We start from the raw sequence: 21,891 nt of genomic DNA, 5'->3' as shown, positions 1-21,891 counted from the left end.
AAAATCTAAGATTCAGCTTTAAAACTGTATAAATATTAAACTTTTTAGACATATCCAGCTTCTTCAGCAATCATATAAACCATGTCTAACTCAGGACAAGGATAACTCATTGATGTCAGTATCGCAGTCACTTGCCCACGATGATGTGTTCCATGATGAAACACATGCATTAATGTTTCAGCATAAGGCAAACTCATTGCCTTACCTGTAGATGTCAAATAATCCAGTTGTTTTGGAAAATCTTTATCTACAAATTGATTTAAAAATTTATTCCAATAACGTGTACTTTGGTTTAACAAATTTAAAAGTTTATTTTTATCTGTTTCAATCACAGTACTTAGCTGTATATCAGACGCTATAGGCAAATTGGTAAACCTTCGATACCAAAAATAATGTTCTCCAACAAGCAGATGGTTCAGTGTGCCACAAATACTATTAAAAAATAAACCACAGGGTCTGGAAAAATCTTGATCCGAAATATTTTTTAAAGCATGCGTGAGTCTTTCAGTTGCCCAAATATTGTAGCGCACCAAAACTTCGAACTGCTTGATATCCATATAATTTATTTAACCTTTTATAGCTATATTGGCGTAATTAAGGAATTTTTATTAAAAAACTGAGTTAAATTTTGGCAAACTAATAGCGCCATTGCTTGTCGTGTTTCATAAGTACCACTTGCATAATGTGGTGTTAGAACCACGCGATCCATTTCAAACAGTGGACTTTGTGTACATGGTTCTTCTTCAAATACATCTAGACCTGCACCCGCAATTTTTTCATGTTTTAAACTTTCAATGAGCGCTTTCTCATCAATAACTGAACCACGAGCAATATTAATAATATAAGCAGTTGGCTTCATTTTTTCTAAAATATTTGTGTTAATAATATGCTGTGTTTGACTTGTGCTTGGTAAGGCCAAAATTAAAAAATCTGCTTGCTCTGCTAATGCTTCTAATGTTGCTACGTAGCGATAAGGAACATTATTTTTCTCGGTACGATTATGATAAATAACCTCCATACCTGCAGCGACCGCACGTTTTGCTATTTCTTCACCAATATTGCCCATGCCCAAAATACCACAAACTTTTTTAGATAAACTTGTCGTCAAAGGAAAAGGAGAAATCCAATTTCCTTGTCTTACATATGCATCTGCTGATATCAGTTTTCTTGCTACTGCATATGTGAGCATCATGGCAGTATCAGCAACACAGTCATTCAATACATTTGGTGTATTGGTAATCTGTATACCCCGTTTTTTTGCATAGTCGACATCTATGCTGTCATAGCCCACACCAAAACTGGCAATAACCTCTAACTTAGGCAATGCATCAATTTCTTCTTTTGTAATTCCGATATTACTACTAGTGGCTACTGCAACAATATCTTTCCCATTTTCCTTAAAAAAATTGTCTTTATCTTCTATATGTTCTAACTCATAAATAGTTGAAAATTGCTTTTTGAGTAAATTTAAAAGAATATCGGATTGTTCACCGAGTACTAAAATAGTTGCATCTAATTGTTGGGTCATCGTTTTCTCCATTTCATTTATTTTATATTTTCTCTTTCTTTACAGTACATCACCTTCACATTTTTTAAGCAAGAAATAAAAAGCCTCTGTACAACACTCCTATATTTATTCAAAATGAGGATGTTCAAAACCTAAATTCTCCGACTTTCTCAAATGTAAGGCGTACGTGTGTCCAACTTAGATCAGATCATACAAAATATCTCATCCCATACTCCAATGATGCAACAATATATCAACGTAAAAATGGAGCATCCACATAGCCTATTGTTTTACCGCATGGGAGATTTTTACGAGCTATTTTTTGATGATGCAAAGAAAGCTGCAAAACTTCTTGGTATTACTTTAACGCATCGTGGAAAAAGTAACGGCGATCCTATTCCCATGGCAGGTGTGCCATTTCATGCTGCTGAAGGTTATCTTGCACGCCTTGTTAAAAAGGGTGAAGCTGTCGTTATTTGCGAACAAGTAGGAGAAGTTACAGGAAAAGGACCTGTAGAGCGAAAAGTTGTAAGAATTATCACCCCAGGCACACTCACAGATGATGCCTTACTTAATAGTACACAGAACTCAAATCTTGTGGCTTTAAGTATTCATCAGAACCAAATTGGTATTGCGCTTTTAGATTTGAGCGCAGGTATTTTTAAAGTTCAACAGCAAGATTTCAAACCTGAAATGTTAACTATTGAACTGGCACGTCTAATGCCAAGTGAAATTTTGATTAATGAAGATTTAGTTGATCAAAACATTATAGATATGATTAAAAAGCAGTTGGAATGCCCGATTACAAAGCGTCCAAATGTCGACTTTAATTCCAAAAATGCAGATAAAACTCTTTGTGACCAGTTTAACGTAGCCACCCTATCAGGTTTTGGTGTTGATCACTTACCACTTGCAAAATCGGCGGCTGCTGCACTTATTCACTATGCAAAAGAAACGCAGAAAACAGCCCTACCACATATTCGAAACATTACACTAGAACAAAGCCAAGATTTTATTGCTTTAGATCCTGTTACACGGCGTAATTTAGAAATTATTGAGCCACTATTCGAACATGGTACATCACTTTTTAATTTAATTAATGATTGTCAAACCGCAATGGGAAGCCGACTTCTTGGTCGTACACTCATGCAACCTGTGCGAGACTGTGCCATTTTAGAAGCACGTTTAGAAGCAACAGAACAAATACTAACTGGCTACTACGAGTCTCCAATTCGTTTAGCTCTTAAAGAAATTGGAGATATTGAACGCGTTTTAAGTCGTGTAGCTTTAGGTTCTGCTCGTCCTCGAGATTTGGTACAACTTCGCCAAGCTTGCGCACAAATCCCTTACTTACACGAATCACTTTTACCACTTCTTCAGCATAATTCTGCACCAAAGCTCTTACAACAACTCAATGAAGATCTTGGCGACGTAGAAGCATTACACCAGCATTTAGGAGCTGCTATTGTCGAAAACCCTCCCGTTCTTTTACGTGACGGCAATGTTATTGCTGAAGGATTCGATGCTGAGCTTGATGAACTAAGACAAATTCGTGACCATGCAGGGCAATTTTTAATTGACTTAGAGGCTAAAGAAAGACAAACAACAGGAATAAATACGCTCAAAATTGGTTATAACCGTGTAAGTGGTTATTATATTGAGCTTACACGAGCACAAGCCGAGCAAGCACCAAGTCACTACATCCGTCGCCAAACACTTAAGAATGTAGAACGTTATATTACACCTGAGTTAAAAGGCTTTGAAGATAAAGTACTATCTAGTGAATCTCGCGCACTGGCACGTGAAAAAATGCTGTTTGAACAACTTTTAGAACAGTTGCGCGCAAACATTGCTGAATTACAATTAATGAGTAGTGCCATTGCTCAGATTGACGTTCTTGCTAATTTTGCACATCAAGCACGTATACGCCACTGGGCACGCCCTGACTTTAGTCCTGAAGTAGGCGTTCATATTGTTGCAGGTAGGCATCCAGTCGTAGAGGCTGTCAGTAAAACTCCTTTTACACCCAATAGTACACAACTAAATAGCCATCATCGTCTTGCTATTATTACTGGGCCAAATATGGGTGGCAAGTCAACATTTATGCGACAAACAGCCCTTATTAGCTTACTTGCCTATTGCGGTAGTTTTGTTCCTGCAGAAAGTGCAACTCTTGGGCCAATTGACCGCATCTTTACTCGTATTGGTTCAGCAGATGATCTGTCTACAGGTAAATCTACATTTATGGTAGAGATGACAGAAACCTCTCAGATTTTGCATCATGCCACTCAGCAATCTCTCGTACTTATGGATGAAGTTGGTCGCGGTACCAGTACCTATGATGGCTTATCTTTAGCATGGGCCTGTGTACTCGATTTATCTAAACGCATTAAGTGCTTGTGTTTATTTGCAACACATTATTTTGAACTTACCGAACTTGGGCATGAAAGTACGATTGATAACTATCATGTGACAGCGAAGGAACTGAATGGAAACCTAATCCTTTTACATAAAGTACAGGCAGGCCCTGCAAGTCAAAGTCATGGCCTACAAGTTGCAAAACTGGCGGGCATACCTATAAGCGTCATTAAAGAGGCTCAAAAACGTCTAAAAATTTTAGAAAAACAAAATATTACTGCCACAAATACAAGCGTTCAAAATGACCTATTTTCAGAGGAACAACCATCGTTGGACATGCCTTCTGTTGAAACTGTCGAACGGTTGATTGAAGTACCTAAACAATCCGTTGTTGAAGATACACTCACTGAAATAGATATCGACAACCTGACACCACGTCAGGCATTAGATCAGCTTTATCAGCTAAAAGCGTTGCTCAAACACTCATCTTAACTTTTGCAAAAAAACCAAAAAACCGAGCTTACCTATGCTCGGTTTTTTAATAAGTATATAAAATATTCAGATTTTAGGAACAAAAGAAACGCTATACATTACATATAAATTTATATTTATTGAAAATACGATGAAAAGTTTTCTAGCAACAACAGCGACAATTCTTACAATTAGCATTTCAACACTGGGATGCCAAAAATCTGATCATGTGCAGTCAGCTCAAACTAACTCACCTCATACAAGTGAGGCACTTACCACGCTCAATATTGGTTATCAAAAAGCAGCACTTAAGCTCATTGTCGCAAAACAAAATCATTTTTTTGAAAAAGAATTTCCAAATGTGAAAATCAGTTGGAATGAATTTCCAGCAGGACCACCTACATTAGAAGCGCTTTCTGCAGGTGCGATTGACTTTGGTTATACAGGCGATGCACCTGTTGTGTTTGCGCTTTCGGCAGGAAAAAAACTCAACTATCTGGGTTATGAAGAAGCTGCAAAACGTGGTCATGCCCTACTTATTCCAAACAATAGTCATATACAATCAATTGAAGATCTAAAAGGTAAACGTATTGGTTTAACCAAAGGATCAAGTGCACATAATTTCTTAGCAGAAGTTTTACAAAAGGCTCATCTTACATGGGCAGATATCGAACCTGTTTGGCTGACTCCTTCAGATGCACGCGCAGCGTTGGATAAGAAAGCCATAGATGCATGGGCTGTTTGGGAACCATACGTCAGTGCTACTGAACTATCTGGTACAGCAAAAGCTGTTTTTGACTCAACAACTCTTCCTAAAACCTATGGTTATTACCTTGCACAGCCAAGTTTTATTCAACAACACCCAGATAGTGCAAAAAAAGTATTACAAGTACTGAATGAAACAGACCAATGGATTAATACCCACCCCAAAGAAACAGCACAAATTTTGGCAAATAGTACAGGCCTAAACCTGAATATTGCAGAAAAAGTACTAACAACCAAACCAAATCCTAATTCCGTTAAACCACTTACACCTGTGGTTTTACAGTCCCAGCAAGATTTAGGAAATCTGTTCTTTAGCTTAAAATTAATTCCAAACCCTATTCAGCCAGCTTCATTTGCGTGGCATCCTCCAAAATAAATATACAAAGCCATGCACTCCTTAGTAGATTGCATGGCTTTATGCTTATTTCACTTGTAATATTTCTACAAGCTTATTTTGTACATGACTAATTGCATTTGCATATCCTTGATCATACATTTCAGAGTTTTCTCGCCAGAATTCCCAATGTTCCATATATTCTGTTTCTAATTCTTTAATTAATTTTTGTACTTTTTGTACTTTATGTTTATTCACATCTTTTGCGATATTGGGTTTGTGTCCACCACGTTTCGCATTCTTCATTTGTTTCTGATAGTTAAGTTCTGCTTTAATATTCATTCTACCTTCCGTATTTTTATACACAGTTGAAAGTTCAATTAAAATAAACTTCATTCTCAGCATCACGTATCTTTTTGAACAAAATATGACAAATATAAGAAGAGTTCATGACATCTTCCTCAAATCATTAAAATTGGCAATTATTCTTTAATTTGATGTGATATTTGGTGGAATACAGTAAATAACATACTGATATTAATTCTCATTATCAGTAAAAATCATATAGAAATGGGTATTTCATAGATTTAAATAATTAATATCAATAAAAGGAATTGTTACTTGCCCCATTTTTTGCCTACAATATAGCAATTAAAGATGAACACCAAATTTTTTAGGTAGCTGTCGCTATGGCCTTTGTTGTCACTGAAAACTGTATTAAATGTAAATATCAAGATTGCGTTGAAGTTTGTCCTGTAGACTGCTTCTACGAAGGTCCAAACTTCCTTGTCATTCATCCAGATGAGTGTATTGACTGTGCTTTATGCGAGCCTGAATGCCCTGCAAATGCAATCTTTTCAGAAGATGAGCTACCAGCAGGACAAGAAGTCTTCATTGAACTCAATGCTGAACTTGCTGAGAAATGGCCAAACATTACCGAGATTGGGGAGCAACCAGAAGATCGTGAAGAATGGAATGGTAAAGCAGACAAGCTTCAATATTTAGAAAAATAAAAAAAGACCAGCATATGCTGGTCTTTTTTATCACTCAAATATTTACTTAAATTAAATATCCTATTTTTATTTTCAACTATAAAATGTGTTCATAATTAAAATATCTATATTATGACTTATGCCAAATACGCTAAAATTGGGAAAAATTGGAATTACATCTATTCTCTTTCTTTTATGTGGCTCAAGTTCCGCAAAACCTTCTGTGCCTTTAATTGTAAACCCTATTCCAAGTTATTATCTGATTAAAAAAATTCCTTCGTCCTACTTCTTATGGATTTCTCAAGACAATCATTTACAACATGTCAAAGCCTATGAAGATTTTTTAACAAAGAATAATGTAAACAATGTAATTCCTACTTTTGAGTTATTAAGAACAGCTCGAGATTGGAAACAATGTGGACGAGAAGAATATTTAATTCCTCCAAAAACAGTTTGGGAAAACCAAGTTCCAACTTTAAAGGTATTTAGATACCTTATGGCCACAAAAACACTAACACAATTTGAAGTAACATCTGCCTATCGTGACTTTCAGATGAACCGCTGTGCAGGTGGTGCTGTTTCATCTCGTCATATCTTAAATGCTGCAATTGATTTTCGTATTGGCCCTGAACACCCTACAGCAAAAGATTATACCAATATTGAAAAAACAAAATTTAAATTATGCCAATTCTGGAAACAGTACGGTTCAGATCTAAATATGGGCTTAGGTACTTATACAACAGGCCAAATTCATATCGATACTCAAGGCTATAGAACATGGGGGCCCGATCATACACAATCGACCTCTATTTGTTTGTAATATGCTTTTTTATGGTAAAATACAAAGTCAGCTACAACAAGGAATGTGGTGGAAGAATGTTAAAACTTTGTATGACGAATGATATTCCCGACCGAGAAGCGCGCGCTTTTGATACAACGGCGTATGGCACATTATTTATTACTCAACGCGATGGCCAATTTTTTGCTTATAAAAATATTTGCCCTCACCTACAAGTAGAACTTGAGTTTCTAGAAAATGAATTTTTAGACCAAGACAAAGAATTCATCCAGTGTTCAACCCATGGTGCATTATTTCAGGTCGAAACTGGTGAATGTATCTCTGGGCCTTGTTTGGGAGAATCACTTACAGTTGTTCCTATTCAAGTTCATTCTGACGGCGGCATTTATCTCGCATAAGCAACGTTATGATGAATAATAGCCTAGATAATTTCTTACAAAGTCCAGAACTACTCCCTTTTCATCTGTGCGTAGTAACATTCATTCTCTTAAGTGCATCGGAAACACTTGGGCTTTATATTGGTATTTCACCATTTAGATTTTTAAAACGGCTTATTCCTTTTCGACCAAATAACCCGCTATTACAAATCAAGTTCTCTCGAACACTCATTTTAGTTTTCTTCCTGATTAATTTTAGCTTTGCAGGCTACTTCTTCCAATTCGCCTATTATGCTTATCAGCAATCTTTTGCCTCAAGTATTTATGTGCTTATACCTACACTCGTTACAGCATTATTTTTTACTATTTTTATGATTCATTGCTTAGACCAAGTCATTAAGCCTAAATTTATTCATAGAGAACTTAATCTTTTGGGTCGATTGGCGACTATTTCTACAGGTAGCGCAAAACCAGAAATTCAGGCAACAGCACGTGTAAGAGATGAATACGGTCAAATTCACTATGTCATGGTATGTTCTGAATTTGGTGAGATCCCTACCCACACACAAGTCCTTCTTATTCGTAAAAAAGATAACCTTTATATTATAAAAAAGATTATCGAATCAAATTATTTACTCGACCACGAGATATTTCCTAAATAGTTATTTATGTGACAAAAGTGAGGAGGACGCAGAATTAGATATTGGCTTCTTTACACGTAAATGGTTAAAAAAGATATTTAATCCTACTGCCATGACACATGTAATGCTAATTCCTGAATGAAACATCATTTGCACCCACTTTGGGAAATGAATAAAGAAGTCATGATTAATCATGGGAATCATGCCTGCAGATAGTGCCACAGCAACAATAATTAAATTCTTTTGATCGCTAAAATCGACTTGTCCAAGTGTTCGTATACCACTTGCCGCCACCGAGCCAAACAGGACAATACCTGCACCACCCAAAACAGGTGCGGGTATTGCAGCGATAAATCTTCCCATAATAGGAAATAATCCCAGTAAAATAAGAATCATGCCACCTGCTGCCACAACAAAACGGCTTTTTACTCCTGTAATTGCAACCAATCCAACATTCTGAGCAAATGCACTTTGCATAAAGGTCCCAAAAAATGGTGCAATCGCAGAAGATAGCATATCTGCACGCAGTCCGTTGGCGATGCGTTGCTGTGTCACTTCACTGCCAACAATTTCACCGACTGCTAAAATATCTGCTGTTGTTTCTGTCAGCGTTACGATCATAACAATACACATAGCAACGATCGCAGGGATACTAAATATAGGCATTCCAAATGATAAAAAGCTTGGAATAGCAAGCCACTGACCATCTGCTACTCCTGAAAAATTACAATACCCTAAAGCATAAGCGAATACAGTACCAATCACTATTGATAATAGAATTGCAACTCGACGTAGTCCAATCGTGCCAAAGCGACTAAACACAAGTAAAACAGTTAATGTAAATGCAGCTAAACCCAAATTAGATAAACTTCCCCAATTTGATGCTTTATTGTTCCCCCCCATTATCCAATTGAGTGCAACAGGCAACAAAGAAAATCCAATAATTGTAATCACACTACCTGTCACTACAGGTGGAAAAAATCGAATAATCCTTGAAAAAAATGGTGCAACAATTAATCCAATAAGTGAACTGGCCAAAACTGCCCCAAGTATTGTTTGAAAACCACCCCCTGTTGTTCCTATTGCAATCATACTTGCTACACCTGCAAAAGAAACACCTTGAACAAGAGGGAGTTTTGCTCCAAACCATTTCATACCAAGCGTTTGCAATAGTGTTGCCAATCCACCAATAAATAAAGAAGCAGTAATTAACATCCCAATTTCAATGTGTGTCAAACCAATTGCAGAACCTACAATTAATGGTGGTGCAACGATTCCACCGTACATTGTTAAAACGTGTTGTAATCCATAAGCAATACTTTTATTTAATCCGAGATATTCATCTTCATAAGCGATTTGACGTTGCTTCATCACTTTATCCTTATCATTTCTTTATAGGAATGACCAAGCAAAGCACATGCCAACCTTAACTTTTCTAAAATGACTTTTCGTGAGCATTTGTGAGGAAACCGTTAGAAAAGCCAATAATTTTGTTATAATTACTCAGGTTTCATATAGATACTTTTGTTTCTGCTATGAGAAAACGACAACATCATGCCTTAAATATTCCAATTGGTTCACATCTTTTAGTGAAACACTTTGGTTATACGCACCACGGTATTTATGCAGGTAAAGGCCGCGTCATCCATTACTCTGGATTTGCCCATTTCTTTAAAAAGCATCCTATTGAAATTACAAAACTTGAAAAATTTTCACATCATAAGCCATTACATATTCGTACCTACAAAAATCCAAAATTTAAAGGTCGTGCTGTAGTACGGCGAATGCGTTTACGTATGAATGAAAACCACTATCATTTAATTATGAATAACTGCGAGCATTTATGTTCATGGGCAATTACAGGTATAGAAGATAGCCCACAAGTTGAAAAGATGATGCGTAGGCTTACAACTATTGGCTACATTAGCTCTTTAATGAGTTATATGAATGGTATTTTTATTACTGTTGCAACCGCAAGTTTCGCATTGGTATTGTATATAAAAAAGAAATTGAGGGATAAAGCAAAAATGGAAGGCCCTATTCATCTTTTTTTAAAACGTATACAAAAAAATAAAAATCCTCACAATCATTAAGATTGTGAGGACAGTAATCTAACTAAAAGCGCTTATTTTTCTGGTTTAAAGCTATCTCTTAAATCCAAGATACGGTTGAATACAGGTTTATCACTAGAGTGATCATAACGATCTGCTACGAAATAGCCTTCACGCTCAAACTGGAAACGTTCTTCATTTTTTGCATTTGCCAAAGCAGGTTCAATAATCGCCTGAACAACTTTCAAAGAGTCTTTGTTTAAGTTATCTAGGAAATCTTCACCGACTTCAGGGTCAGCTTCTGTAAATAAACGATCGTAAATACGTACTTCAGCAGGCAGACCATGCTCAGCAGATACCCAATGAATAACACCTTTTACCTTACGCCCTTCAGGTTTCTTGCCCAATGTGTCAGGATCAATTGAACATTTAAGTTCAACCACTTCACCATTAGCATCTTTAACGACTTCATCGCACTTAATCACATAAGCATGGCGTAATCTTACTTCACCTTCTGGCACCAAACGTTTAAAGCCTTTTGGTGGAACTTCTTCAAAGTCTGAACGATCGATATACAGTTCTGAGGTTAATGGAATCGTACGCTCGCCCATATCTACATTGGGATGACGTGCATGTACCAAATCCATTGCTTCAGATAAGTTAGTCAGTGTTACTTTAAGTGGATTAAGTACTGCCATACCACGGGCAGCCGTATTTTCTAATGATTGACGAATACAGAACTCAAGCATCGCAACATCGACAATACCATCTGTTTTAGAAACACCAACGCGTTTACAGAAGTCACGTAAACCTTCCGCTGTAAAGCCACGACGGCGCATACCTACCACTGTTGGCATACGAGGGTCATCCCAACCATGAACATAGTTACCCTCTACTAAACGGCGTAACTTACGTTTAGAGGTAATTGTATAGTCCACATTTAAACGAGATGATTCATACTGACGAGGTACAGCAGTTGAATTTACCTTCGCAACAACCCAGTCATAAAATGCACGGTGATCTTGGAATTCTAAGGTACATAATGAATGAGTTACACCTTCAATAGCATCAGACAAAGGATGTGCATAGTCGTACATTGGATAAATTTTCCATTTATCGCCTGTTTGATGATGTGATGCATGTAATACACGATACAAAATTGGATCACGCATATGTACATTCGGACTAGACATATCAATTTTTGCACGAAGTACAGCTTTTCCTTCGCCAAACTCACCATCACGCATTTTTTCAAAACGTGATAAGTTTTCTTCTACACTTGTTTCTCTGTAAGGTGAGTTTTTACCCGGCTCTACAAAGTTACCACGATTTAATTTAATTTCTTCAGGAGATTGTAAATCGACATATGCATCGCCCTGTTCAATGAGTTGAATAGCCCACGTATACAACTGATCAAAATACTTTGATGCATAACGCGCCTCACCATCCCATTGAAAACCTAACCATTTCACATCATTTTCAATGCCAGTAACGTACTCTTGTTCTTCTGCGTCTGGGTTTGTATCATCAAAACGTAAATTACATACGCCTTTAAATTCTTCAGCAACACCAAAATTTAGACAAATTGCTTTTACATGACCAATATGTAAGTAGCCATTTGGTTCAGGTGGAAAACGTGTAACGACTGAGCTTGTACGACCTTGTGCTAAATCATCAGTAATCACTTGGCGTACAAAATCTAAGCCGGGTTGTTGTTCTTGCTGCACAGAATCAGTAGAGGCTTGACTGTTTTGTGTCGGGTGATTTGGCAGATCTGAAACAACATCATTTGGCTTCATAATAGATAATTCACTTCTATAAAGTTAAATTTTGACTGAATGAAACGTTATCTTAACTTTTTTTCTAAGATAATTAACGTTTATACTTGCTATCTAGTTTACAGTTTGCTTATGCTTCTCTCAACCAAAAACCCATGGCTAATTTAGTCCATGTATAGGAGATACAAATATGAGTTTGCCTCAAGTTGAATTAAATACAAATAAAGGACGTATTGTTCTTGAATTAAATAGCGAAAAAGCACCAAAAACAGTTGCAAACTTTCTAGAATACGTACGTGATGGCTTCTACGATGGTGTTATCTTTCACCGTGTGATTGATGGCTTTATGGTTCAAGGTGGCGGCTTTGATGAAAACTTTAAAGAAAAAGTAACACGCGATTCAATTGAGAATGAAGCTGACAACGGTCTAAGCAATGATGTAGGTACTGTTGCTATGGCGCGTACTCAAGCACCTCACTCTGCTTCTGCACAATTCTTTATTAATGTTAAAAATAACAGCTTCTTAAACCACAGTGGTAAAACTACACAAGGTTGGGGCTATGCTGTATTTGGTAAAGTTGTTGAAGGTATGGACATCGTAAACGAAATTAAAAATGTTCGTACTGGCAACCGTGGCTACCATGCAGACGTACCACTGGAAAATGTTGTCATCGAATCTGCTAAAATTATTGCTGAATAAGTTAAACTGAGTATTTAGTGATTTATCTGTTTATTTCAGATTTACATTTATCTCAAAATCACCCTCGACTCGTTCGGGGGTTTTTGGCATTGCTTGAATATTATAGAGATAAACATACCCAGCTTTACATTTTAGGTGATTGGTTTAATGCTTGGATTGGCGATGATGATACTGCCCCATGGCTAGAAGAAATTGTTCAATATCTTAAGTTATTTACCCAAGCAGGTAATCATATTTATTTTCAAGTTGGTAATCGAGACTTTGCACTTGGACAAAAATTTTTAAACCAGTTTTCAGGTCAACTCTTACCCGATACCTATGTACTGACAATTCATCATAAAAAGTATCGCTTAGAGCATGGCGATGCATTATGTACCGATGATATTTCCTACCAACGATTTAAAAAAATCATTAGAAATCCATTGCTTTTGGAGCTACTAAAAAGAACACCTCTAAACTTTCGCAAAAAACTTGCTAATGGCTTTCGTAAAAAAAGTACAGCTTCTCAGCAAAACAAAGCCTATCAAATTATGGATGTAAATCATCATGCTGTAGAAGATGCTTTAACAGGTGTAGATATACTTATTCATGGCCATACGCATCGTCCTCATCAATACTACATACACGATCAGCAACGAATTGTACTCGGTGATTGGAGAGAATCTTCAGGCGAAGCTCAAGTCTTAGAAATTTTAGAGACTGGAGAGCAAAATTTTTATACATGGAACATTTAGCAAAACTTTATTTTATTTATTAATGATAATGTCATAGAGCTTTCCTATATTATTTTGCTTATTCAATATAGAAATTCATTACTTAAAATGAGCAATTTAAAAAAACATTTCAGTATTTCTCTTGCGCTTGCAATTAGTGCTATTACGCCTTTTGGTACCTATGCTAAAGAAGTGGCACACACACAAAATATACCTTTATTAGCCGAAGGACATTGGGATCAATTTAACCGACAGCAAATTAATTCACTTATTTTAAAATACGGCAAACATAGTCCAAACTACAATCCAGCGAAACCCTCTTATATTGTTGCCGATTTTGACAATACATCCGTTTTTCTAGATATCGAAGAAGCTACATTGATCTATCAATTGGAGCATCTACGCTTCAAAGTAACTCCTGAACAACTCAATAGTATCATTCGAAAAAATATCAGCGATAAAGACTTTGTTTCTGAATACAATAATGCTCAAGGACAATCTGTAAATATCGAAAAAGTCGCACCCGATATTATTGAAAGCTATACATGGCTATATCATCACTATAAAGGCTTAGAAGGTACAAAAACACTCGAACAGGTTCGTCAAAATCCAAACTATAGCAACTTCATTACAAAAATGCGTTATCTCTATGCTGCAATCGGCGACACATTTGCACATGATGTATCATACCCTTGGGTTACCTATCTATTTACAGGTTTTACTGCGCCTGAAGTACGAGATCTAGTTAAACATACCGTAGAGTGGCAAAAGCGACAGAACATTGAACCGATTAAATGGACTTCTCCTGAGTCACTTGCAGGTAAAGCAGGTGTTGTTTCAATTCGTTGGGATAATGGTTTACGTCCGTATAAAGAAATGCAAAATCTATTTGCGACATTCCAAGAAAATGGAATTCAAGTCTATGTATGCTCTGCATCATTCATTGATGTGGTTAAAGAAATTGTATCTAATCCCAAAATTGGCTACGGCGTAAATGAAAAACATGTATTGGCAATGGAACTAGAAAGAGATGCTCAAGGAAGAATTTTGCCAGAGTTTAGAAAAGGATACTTTCAAACTCAAGGTATAGGCAAAAGCCAAATGATTAAAAAATTCTTAGTAAGCCAGTATGGTTATGGTCCTATTTTTATTGCAGGTGACAGCGAGGGCGACCAAAACATGATGCAAGACTTTAAAGAAACAGAGAAAGTTCTCATTGTAAATCGGTTAAGAAAACCAACCACAGACATAGGGCATTTTTCTAAGCTTGCTGTAGATACATACGGACAAGACAGTGCCAAGTACTTACTACAAGGCAGAGATGCAAATACAGGTGAATTTGTTCCCTCTTATAAAAGTATCTCTTATGGTTCGACTACACCTCAAGCTTTAAAATAACCAATAAAAAATGGCATGAGGTGGAGTATTACCCTCATGCCATAAATAACTTTCTATAACGTCTTTCTTATTATAACTGGTCTTGCGCTGTATTATATTTCACCGCTTTTTTTGTACGATGTCGTCTAGATACAATTACACCAGAAATTACAACAATTAAGCATAAAATTCCTGTCGAAGTAATTTCGTGAACATGTTTTGGATCAAATGCCATAATACCCAATGCTGCAATAATAAAAATGATGACAGCCCATGTTAAATATGGGTAAAGCCACATCTTCATACGGATAGGTTCACCTGTTTTGATCAATTGCTTTCTCATATTCAACTGAGAAAATGCAATAACGAGATACACAAGCAATGCAATAGCGCCTGAACTATCTAACAAAAAGTTAAACACTTCTGCTGGAGCAGCATAGTTTGCAAAAGTACAGATAAAAGCGACAGCCGTAGAGAGTAATACTGCATAAACTGGTGTTTGTTGGCTATTCAACTTTTGTACGAAGTGCGGTGCATCGCCACGCTTAGAAAGCGAAAATACCATACGGGATGCTGTATATAATGCAGAGTTTAAACAACTTGTTACAGCAGTTAATACAACAATATCTACAATAAGTTTCGCATATGGAATATTTAATAATTGTAAAACTGCTTGGTATGAACCAATTTTAGCCAAAGTTGGGTCATTCCATGGCACAAGGCTAATCACAATGAAAATAGACAGTATATAGAATAAACCAATTCTCCATATGACTGAGTTCGTTGCTTTAGTAATTTGTGTTTCAGGATCCTTAGACTCACTTGCAGCAATCGTTACAATTTCAGAACCCATAAATGAAAACATCGTTGTTAACAATGCACCCAGTACTGCACCCCAACCATTTGGCAAAAAACCACCATGGTCGTATAAATGTTGTACACCACTGACAGAAGGATTTAAAGAAAAACCAAAAATTGCAGCACAACCAATCATAATGAAGATGATAATTGAACCTACTTTAATGGTTGCTAACCAAAACTCAAACTCTCCATAGTTTTTTACACTAAATAAGTTTGTTACTGTTAAAGCAATAGTAATTAGAAAAGCAAGTAGCCAAACTGGTGCATCCGGTATCCAAGAATGCATAATAGCTGCGGCAGCATTGGCTTCAAATGGAATAACCAACACCCAGAACCACCAATATAACCAGCCAATTGTAAAACCAGCCCATTTTCCAATAGAGCGGTCTGCATAAGTTGAGAACGATCCACTATCGGGTTGTGCAACTGCCATCTCTGAAAGCATTCGCATTACAAGTACAACTAATGTACCTGCAACAATATAAGAAATTAAAACAGCGGGACCTGCCGCTGCAATTGCGTGTCCAGAACCAACAAATAAGCCTGCTCCAATTGCTCCTGCAATAGAAAGCATCGTAACATGCCTATTTTTTAATCCTTGTGAAAGATTGGTTGACTTTGCTTGTGTCATAAACACACCTAATTATCTTTTAAATATTTGAAATTTTCACTATTCATCCGAATAAAACTATGCATATATAATGCCAACCTTGGTTTTAACGAAATAATCTAAGATGAAATGGTGATTTCCTGTTTAAATGTAATGTTTCTTTCCATAGAAATATTAGAAAGGTTCAGGTGTTTCCTTCTTTTTTATCACTTCACATTCACAATACGCTTTTTTTTTATTTGGTCAAGAAAGTGTAATTCTTCTTTTTTATAAATTTAACTATAAAAATCATATCTTTATATAATAAATTAAACTAAAGTCTATAGACCTTTTAACTAAAGAATATGCACACTTGATGTGCAATATATAAGAAAAACGCTATTTTAGTGCAATAAAACCAGTATATATATACTGGTTTTATTAATATATGATAATTGAATATTATCTTGCCTGATCAAATAGTAAATTTACTTTTGCTGCTGTAGCAATCCTATTCATATAGCGTTTTGTATGAGATGGAAATATTAAGCTTTCAACTATACTTAAAGAACGTAACCATGGGAAAATCATAAAGTCTGTTATATTCATCTCTTCATGATGCTCTATCAATGAATCTATTTCTGTTAAAGACGTATTCATTGCATGAATATCTGGTTCACTATTTTCATACAACTGCTTAAGGTCGCCAAAAGAGGCCGTTTCTCTTTCAATAAATGCCTGTCTTGCTTCAGGTGTAGAGATCTCTTTGAAATCACTTTGTGTAAATCTTGGTACAATCAATCTAAAAATGAGTGATGAATTTTTCTTAATCCATGCCTCAATTTCTGTATTTACCTCACCTTGAGCATAATATGGAGGACTCAAATCATCTAAATATTTTACAATATCTAGACTTTCTGTCATGTATTGACCATCCGACTTTTGTAAAATAGGCACCACTTTTTTACCCACCAAATGAATTGGTGTTTCACTGTCGCCTTCCATAATAATGCTATATTGAATAGGTAAATTTTTAAAACCCGCAATCATGCGTGTTCTTAAGCAAAATGGACAATGTTCATAAATATATAACCGCACTACTTTCCCCTTATCTCGTTATTGTTTATTTCGTCTGAATAATATCAACTGACAAATAAATAAAATCCCATGAATGAAATAACACCATAGCACTATGTCAGTAAGTATTCTTGTTTTAATTACTTACATTTACAGTGTTATTTCACAACTCGTATATGACGAGGTTTATTCAATAAAAAGTAATGCAAGACGAACTTGGTCATATCCCATTCGTGGCTGCGTCGCTTCAACAATAGGTCGTAAACGAATTGAACCATCATCGTTAAAGTTTTCTGTACGTTTTGTTCGCTGAAGTTTTTTATAAATTTTACGAACTTGCTCGACTACCTCATCCCCTGGATGAGCAACAGAAATATCCAGCCCTTCTTTCTGTAATTTTCCTAAATGGTTAATAATGGTAGACGGCGTAAGTTGTCGTTCTTGAGCGATATCTTGAATTTCATAGCCATTTTCAAATAACTCTTTCGTTTCCTCCAAGGTTGCAGCACCATAGCTTTTTTGTGCTTGACCTTGACCTAATCTTTTTTGATTTCGCTCAATTTCTTTTTCGTTTAAGGTTCCACCACAATGGCGAATAAATGCTTTATGCTGAACCGAGAGATCTACGTGTTCAAAATTTATTTCTGCTTCTTGCGACAGTTCTTGAAAACGATGATCTGCTTTTATTGCCAAACTATCTAAAGCCAGCGCTTCATCGTTAAAACCCAATAAACGTAACCCTTGTAAAGATTTTAAGCGTGATAAGGCAACATAGCCTTGACCTTTCTCGAAGGTGTGACTTAAGTTAATTTCAGCAGCATCTAAGGTCATACCTTGGCTTTTATGAATCGTAATTGCCCATGCAAGCCTTAACGGAACTTGTTGGAAACTTGCAATAACTTTACCTTCATCATTTTCAACAGACCATGTTTCAGGTGGAACAACTAATGTCGTACCATCTGTTAAAGTAACTTTAGGTAATAATCCAAATTCGTCATCATCTTCAAACCCCACAACTTCGCCTAAACTACCGTTAATATAGCCCATATCAAAGTTATTTTTTACAAACATAACTTTGGCATGTTTTTTTAAGCTGAGTGCTTCTGGTGCACGTACTGAAGATTTAAGTGTTTCAATTAACTTTGCATTACCGTCTACATTGGCAGTAAATTCATGTGATTTACCCTCTAAACGACTTAAATGTTCGATGTTTAAACTGTCAACATCCATATTGTGTGTATATAAACGTGTAAAGGTCTCACCAATATCTTGTGAGGTTGTTGAAGCTAACGCCTGATAGTGCTGTGGTGTTAAAGACTGCGCACGAATCGCATTTAATATTTGATCAAGTATTGCATCTTCTTGTCGGTGCTGTTCAGTTAAGTAGCAAATTCTAAATTTTGCTTCTACCCATGCATCTGACATAAAACAGAATTTAGCTCTATTTTTTTCACTATTTTTTCCTACAGGAGGTAGCTGAAAAAAATCACCTGCAACAATCACTTGAATACCACCAAATGCTTGATCGGTTTCTTTAAAATACTTTAAAACTTGATTGACTAGATTCAATTGCTTCGCATGCAACATTGAGATTTCATCTATAACAAGCACCTGGGCACTTTCTAAATGCTCTTTCAAATATTTTCGTTCTTTTAGACGTTTAAGGTCATCATCAGATAAATGATCCTTAATTCCAATGCCAGCCCATGTATGAATAGTCATCCCATTCATATGTGTGGCTGCAATGCCCGTAGATGCCGTAATTGCAACAGTAACCTTACGTGCTTTTAAATATTGAATATATTGATTCAGTGTATACGTCTTGCCAGCTCCTGCTGACCCCGTCAAAAACACATTTTCACCCGCTTTTAACAGTTTCAATGCAGTTTCTTGCTTCATAAGACCATGTTCTAAAAATGAATGCTATAGCCTAACTATTTTTTATGAAAAAGTTAAGTTTCTCTCTTTAAATTTAATTCATTCATCTTATTTCAAAAGATGTAAATTCATTGATTTATTCAAGAATAATGCTAGTCTAAACACCCATTTCCTAACCATCATAGGGTTCTATTATGCAAAAATTTGCTAAAACAATTTACGCAATTCAACACCTTGCATTTGAAGACCTAGGTTCACTTGAAGATCTCTTTTATCAAAAGGGATATCGCATTAGATACTTCGAAGCTGGCGTAGATGATTTGTCTAAAGCATTCAACTATGATGGACTAACAATTATTTTAGGTGGTCCTATTGGTGTCAATGACGTCGAAGATTATCCATTTTTACAACAAGAAATAGACCTTCTCAAAAAAAGACTTGAAGAAAATAAACCCACATTAGGTATTTGTTTAGGTGCCCAACTTATTGCTAAAGCACTTGGTGCAAATGTATACGCTGGTTCTATCAAAGAAATTGGTTGGAGTACCCTCACCCTACCTCAATTAGATGACAACATATTGTCTCCTCTTTTAAACATTCCTGTTTTACATTGGCATGGTGATACATTCGAATTGCCTCAAAATGCTCAACATCTTGCTAGCTCTGCTCACTATGCCAACCAAGCATTTCAATTTAAAAATACGCTCGCTTTACAATTTCATTTAGAAGTAGACGATGAACACTTAGAAAAATGGCTCATCGGACATCACTGTGAATTAAAACAAGCAAATATTGATATCAAACACCTGAGAACAGAAAATGAAAGATATGCATCTCAGCTTATGGAAGCAGCAAAAATTGTGATTTACAACTACTTAAAACAGATAGACCTTTCTTAGCGCATATTTTTCAAGCATCCCATGAATTTTGCATTCATGGGATGCTTGAAATTAAACATCAATAATAAATGAGCTATTATTTCCTGCCAATTCTGTAATTGAGTTTTGTAAAGGAGAACAAAATAGAGTATTTCTCATTCCCCCAAATCCCTTACAAAATATTTTTGAATGATTCTTAGCAAAATAACCATAACTTCCATTGTCATTTGCACTAGAGTCAATGGATTTAATTATTCCTCCATCTTCGGCATTAAACCCATTAATATTATTTCTCTCTGAAACGGCAGAATTACCTGTAATATATCCACCAGATATAGCACTAAAACCATGCTGTGCATTGTCATTAGATTGCACAGCTGTAACATCAATGATTCCATTTTCGTCAGCCAGTATCCCCATTGTATTTGAAATTACTTTTGCTGAATTCGCACCAACCAACCCCCCATATGTAGCTCGGATACCAGCAATTAAGTTATTATTGAGTATAGTTTGATATTTTCCTAAACTATTACATTCGACCGTTCCACCCCAAGCCAAAACACCATATAAATTATTACTAGAATTGACGCCATGTGCCCAGACCGTTCCCTGACTAAGTGCATAAAATCCTGCTTTTATATTATTAGTTGCACATGCATATTCACAGACAATATAACCTCCTGCCTCAGCACAAAATCCGAAGCCTAAACCTTCTGTTTTATGACCTACATTTGAAGCTTCTGCACAGTTACAATAAATGGTCGCAGCATGAGCATGAAAACCAACATCACCAGCATTTGTAACACGAACTCCACCGCCCTTAATATTGTCTGCGCTTTTTCCTATTGCTGAAATTGTTGCACCATGCATAGAGCGCATACCGTAGTACATTTTATCAATTTCAATTTCTGTCCCACAAACAATCGAAGAGCCATCAATTGCTCGAATACCACTACCATAACATTGTGTTGCCCATGTGCCTTCGCTCAGCCAGCCTTTCATTCCTTTAATTGTTATTCCATTTAACCAGCCTAAAGAGCATTTATTAGAAATAAGAAAGCAATCTCGATTATTTAAATTATCAACTTCAATAATACATTTTGATCGATCTGCTTCATTTCCACGAATATATATGTTATTACCATCTACATGATTCACAGTATTTACCCATGATTGCTGATAAACTCCATCGGCAATTTTAATAGTCACACTGGAGTCACCAATAATTCTTTTACCATCTAACCATTCAAAGCAGTGTTGAATATTATAAAAAACACTTGGTACATTTAATTCAATATGTTGATTTACAATATTACCAAAAGGATATTTATTTCCTTCATACATTAAATATGCATTTCCTGAAGTAAACTTAAGAGAGTGAATAATAGTCCTATCAAAAACTGCATATATACCTCCATTGAATATACGATATCCTTTATTTAATTCATCAAATACATACTTACTATCATCTGATATACCATCACCTTTTGCACCTTTTAACTTTAGATCTACCGCATACGTTTCATTAAACTGACTTTCATTTAATGTATTATTTGTTTCTGCTATAGTATTTTCATTGGTTATCATATTTCACCTAAAATATTAATATAAATTTATAAATGTATTAAATTAAATACAAATCGATAATATGTGATCTATTTATCATTTTTAAGTAATTATTATTGTCTTAACCGCTATACAACATTTTATAAATCTATTTTATTTTCTATTACATAGAAAAAAAC

Annotated in this window: 20 protein-coding genes; 11 read left to right on the top strand and 9 right to left on the bottom strand. The window is 35.8% G+C overall.

What is annotated here, in order from left to right:
- Window positions 1–44 precede the first annotated feature (44 nt).
- Together I2F23_RS07360 and I2F23_RS07355 are read right to left on the bottom strand one after the other, a co-directional pair.
- On the bottom strand, window positions 45–557 hold the full coding sequence (locus tag I2F23_RS07360) for a DinB family protein (protein ID WP_195771922.1): 513 nt from the start codon (window positions 555–557) through the stop codon (window positions 45–47).
- A 23-nt stretch (window positions 558–580) separates the two neighbouring features.
- The gene (locus tag I2F23_RS07355) at window positions 581–1,528 is read right to left on the bottom strand and encodes a 2-hydroxyacid dehydrogenase (RefSeq protein WP_195771920.1); all 948 of its coding nucleotides are present in this window, start codon (window positions 1,526–1,528) and stop codon (window positions 581–583) included.
- Between the two features lie 216 nt (window positions 1,529–1,744).
- On the opposite strand from I2F23_RS07355, the gene mutS reads away from it, so the two are divergent.
- Window positions 1,745–4,357 (top strand): DNA mismatch repair protein MutS, encoded by a 2,613-nt coding sequence (mutS, locus tag I2F23_RS07350; RefSeq protein WP_195771931.1) that lies wholly within the window; start codon window positions 1,745–1,747, stop codon window positions 4,355–4,357.
- Window positions 4,358–4,487: 130 nt separating this feature from the next.
- Window positions 4,488–5,477 (top strand): aliphatic sulfonate ABC transporter substrate-binding protein, encoded by a 990-nt coding sequence (locus I2F23_RS07345; RefSeq protein WP_195771919.1) that lies wholly within the window; start codon window positions 4,488–4,490, stop codon window positions 5,475–5,477.
- 45 nt (window positions 5,478–5,522) lie between these two features.
- Here I2F23_RS07345 and I2F23_RS07340 read toward each other — a convergent pair whose 3' ends face one another.
- On the bottom strand, window positions 5,523–5,771 hold the full coding sequence (locus tag I2F23_RS07340) for a hypothetical protein (protein WP_407648006.1): 249 nt from the start codon (window positions 5,769–5,771) through the stop codon (window positions 5,523–5,525).
- A gap of 353 nt (window positions 5,772–6,124) precedes the next feature.
- Here I2F23_RS07340 and fdxA point away from each other — a divergent pair, with 353 nt between their 5' ends.
- From fdxA to I2F23_RS07320, 4 genes are all read left to right on the top strand, one after another.
- Window positions 6,125–6,448 carry a ferredoxin FdxA gene (gene fdxA, locus I2F23_RS07335; RefSeq protein ID WP_195771915.1) on the top strand — a complete coding sequence of 108 codons (324 nt, stop codon included), beginning with the start codon at window positions 6,125–6,127 and terminating at the stop codon, window positions 6,446–6,448.
- Window positions 6,449–6,566: 118 nt separating this feature from the next.
- Window positions 6,567–7,247, top strand: coding sequence for a D-Ala-D-Ala carboxypeptidase family metallohydrolase (locus tag I2F23_RS07330; RefSeq protein WP_195771914.1), 681 nt, complete (start codon window positions 6,567–6,569; stop codon window positions 7,245–7,247).
- 56 nt (window positions 7,248–7,303) lie between these two features.
- Window positions 7,304–7,624 (top strand): Rieske (2Fe-2S) protein, encoded by a 321-nt coding sequence (locus tag I2F23_RS07325; protein ID WP_195771913.1) that lies wholly within the window; start codon window positions 7,304–7,306, stop codon window positions 7,622–7,624.
- An 11-nt stretch (window positions 7,625–7,635) separates the two neighbouring features.
- Window positions 7,636–8,265 (top strand): OB-fold-containig protein, encoded by a 630-nt coding sequence (locus tag I2F23_RS07320; RefSeq protein ID WP_195771929.1) that lies wholly within the window; start codon window positions 7,636–7,638, stop codon window positions 8,263–8,265.
- On the opposite strand, the gene I2F23_RS07315 is transcribed toward I2F23_RS07320, so the two are convergent.
- Window positions 8,266–9,615 carry a nucleobase:cation symporter-2 family protein gene (locus I2F23_RS07315; RefSeq protein WP_195771911.1) on the bottom strand — a complete coding sequence of 450 codons (1,350 nt, stop codon included), beginning with the start codon at window positions 9,613–9,615 and terminating at the stop codon, window positions 8,266–8,268.
- Between the two features lie 164 nt (window positions 9,616–9,779).
- Between I2F23_RS07315 and I2F23_RS07310 the strand changes: the two genes are divergently transcribed.
- The gene (locus I2F23_RS07310; protein WP_195771910.1) at window positions 9,780–10,337 is read left to right on the top strand and encodes a lecithin retinol acyltransferase family protein; all 558 of its coding nucleotides are present in this window, start codon (window positions 9,780–9,782) and stop codon (window positions 10,335–10,337) included.
- Between the two features lie 32 nt (window positions 10,338–10,369).
- On the opposite strand, the gene I2F23_RS07305 is transcribed toward I2F23_RS07310, so the two are convergent.
- Window positions 10,370–12,094 (bottom strand): glutamine--tRNA ligase/YqeY domain fusion protein, encoded by a 1,725-nt coding sequence (locus tag I2F23_RS07305; protein ID WP_195771909.1) that lies wholly within the window; start codon window positions 12,092–12,094, stop codon window positions 10,370–10,372.
- 169 nt (window positions 12,095–12,263) lie between these two features.
- On the opposite strand from I2F23_RS07305, the gene I2F23_RS07300 reads away from it, so the two are divergent.
- The 3 genes from I2F23_RS07300 (at window position 12,264) to I2F23_RS07290 (ending at window position 14,884) form a co-directional block, all read left to right on the top strand.
- Entirely contained in the window at window positions 12,264–12,773 is a 510-nt protein-coding gene (locus tag I2F23_RS07300; RefSeq protein WP_195771907.1) for a peptidylprolyl isomerase, read from the top strand.
- A 17-nt stretch (window positions 12,774–12,790) separates the two neighbouring features.
- The gene (locus I2F23_RS07295) at window positions 12,791–13,507 is read left to right on the top strand and encodes a UDP-2,3-diacylglucosamine diphosphatase (RefSeq protein WP_195771906.1); all 717 of its coding nucleotides are present in this window, start codon (window positions 12,791–12,793) and stop codon (window positions 13,505–13,507) included.
- A gap of 87 nt (window positions 13,508–13,594) precedes the next feature.
- Window positions 13,595–14,884 carry a haloacid dehalogenase-like hydrolase gene (locus I2F23_RS07290; RefSeq protein ID WP_228284773.1) on the top strand — a complete coding sequence of 430 codons (1,290 nt, stop codon included), beginning with the start codon at window positions 13,595–13,597 and terminating at the stop codon, window positions 14,882–14,884.
- A gap of 70 nt (window positions 14,885–14,954) precedes the next feature.
- Here the strand turns inward: I2F23_RS07290 and gabP are convergent, their stop codons facing one another.
- The 3 genes from gabP to I2F23_RS07275 all read right to left on the bottom strand — a co-directional run bounded on the left by gabP (window position 14,955) and on the right by I2F23_RS07275 (window position 19,289).
- Window positions 14,955–16,355 carry a GABA permease gene (gene gabP / locus I2F23_RS07285; protein WP_195771905.1) on the bottom strand — a complete coding sequence of 467 codons (1,401 nt, stop codon included), beginning with the start codon at window positions 16,353–16,355 and terminating at the stop codon, window positions 14,955–14,957.
- Between the two features lie 420 nt (window positions 16,356–16,775).
- Window positions 16,776–17,411, bottom strand: a complete 636-nt coding sequence (grxB, locus tag I2F23_RS07280) for a glutaredoxin 2 (RefSeq protein WP_195771904.1) — start codon at window positions 17,409–17,411, stop codon at window positions 16,776–16,778.
- A gap of 165 nt (window positions 17,412–17,576) precedes the next feature.
- Window positions 17,577–19,289: an AAA family ATPase gene (locus I2F23_RS07275; RefSeq protein WP_195771902.1), complete on the bottom strand. Its 1,713-nt coding sequence runs from the start codon at window positions 19,287–19,289 to the stop codon at window positions 17,577–17,579.
- A gap of 173 nt (window positions 19,290–19,462) precedes the next feature.
- On the opposite strand from I2F23_RS07275, the gene I2F23_RS07270 reads away from it, so the two are divergent.
- Window positions 19,463–20,167, top strand: coding sequence for a glutamine amidotransferase (locus I2F23_RS07270; protein WP_195771901.1), 705 nt, complete (start codon window positions 19,463–19,465; stop codon window positions 20,165–20,167).
- 51 nt (window positions 20,168–20,218) lie between these two features.
- Here the strand turns inward: I2F23_RS07270 and I2F23_RS07265 are convergent, their stop codons facing one another.
- Window positions 20,219–21,733 carry a hypothetical protein gene (locus I2F23_RS07265; RefSeq protein ID WP_195771899.1) on the bottom strand — a complete coding sequence of 505 codons (1,515 nt, stop codon included), beginning with the start codon at window positions 21,731–21,733 and terminating at the stop codon, window positions 20,219–20,221.
- Window positions 21,734–21,891: the final 158 nt, after the last annotated feature.

The sequence above is a fragment of the Acinetobacter pollinis genome, from assembly GCF_015627175.1.
Lineage (GTDB): Bacteria > Pseudomonadota > Gammaproteobacteria > Pseudomonadales > Moraxellaceae > Acinetobacter > Acinetobacter pollinis.
Note: the sequence above shows the minus strand (reverse complement) of the source record. Positions and strands in the feature narration are given on the sequence as shown.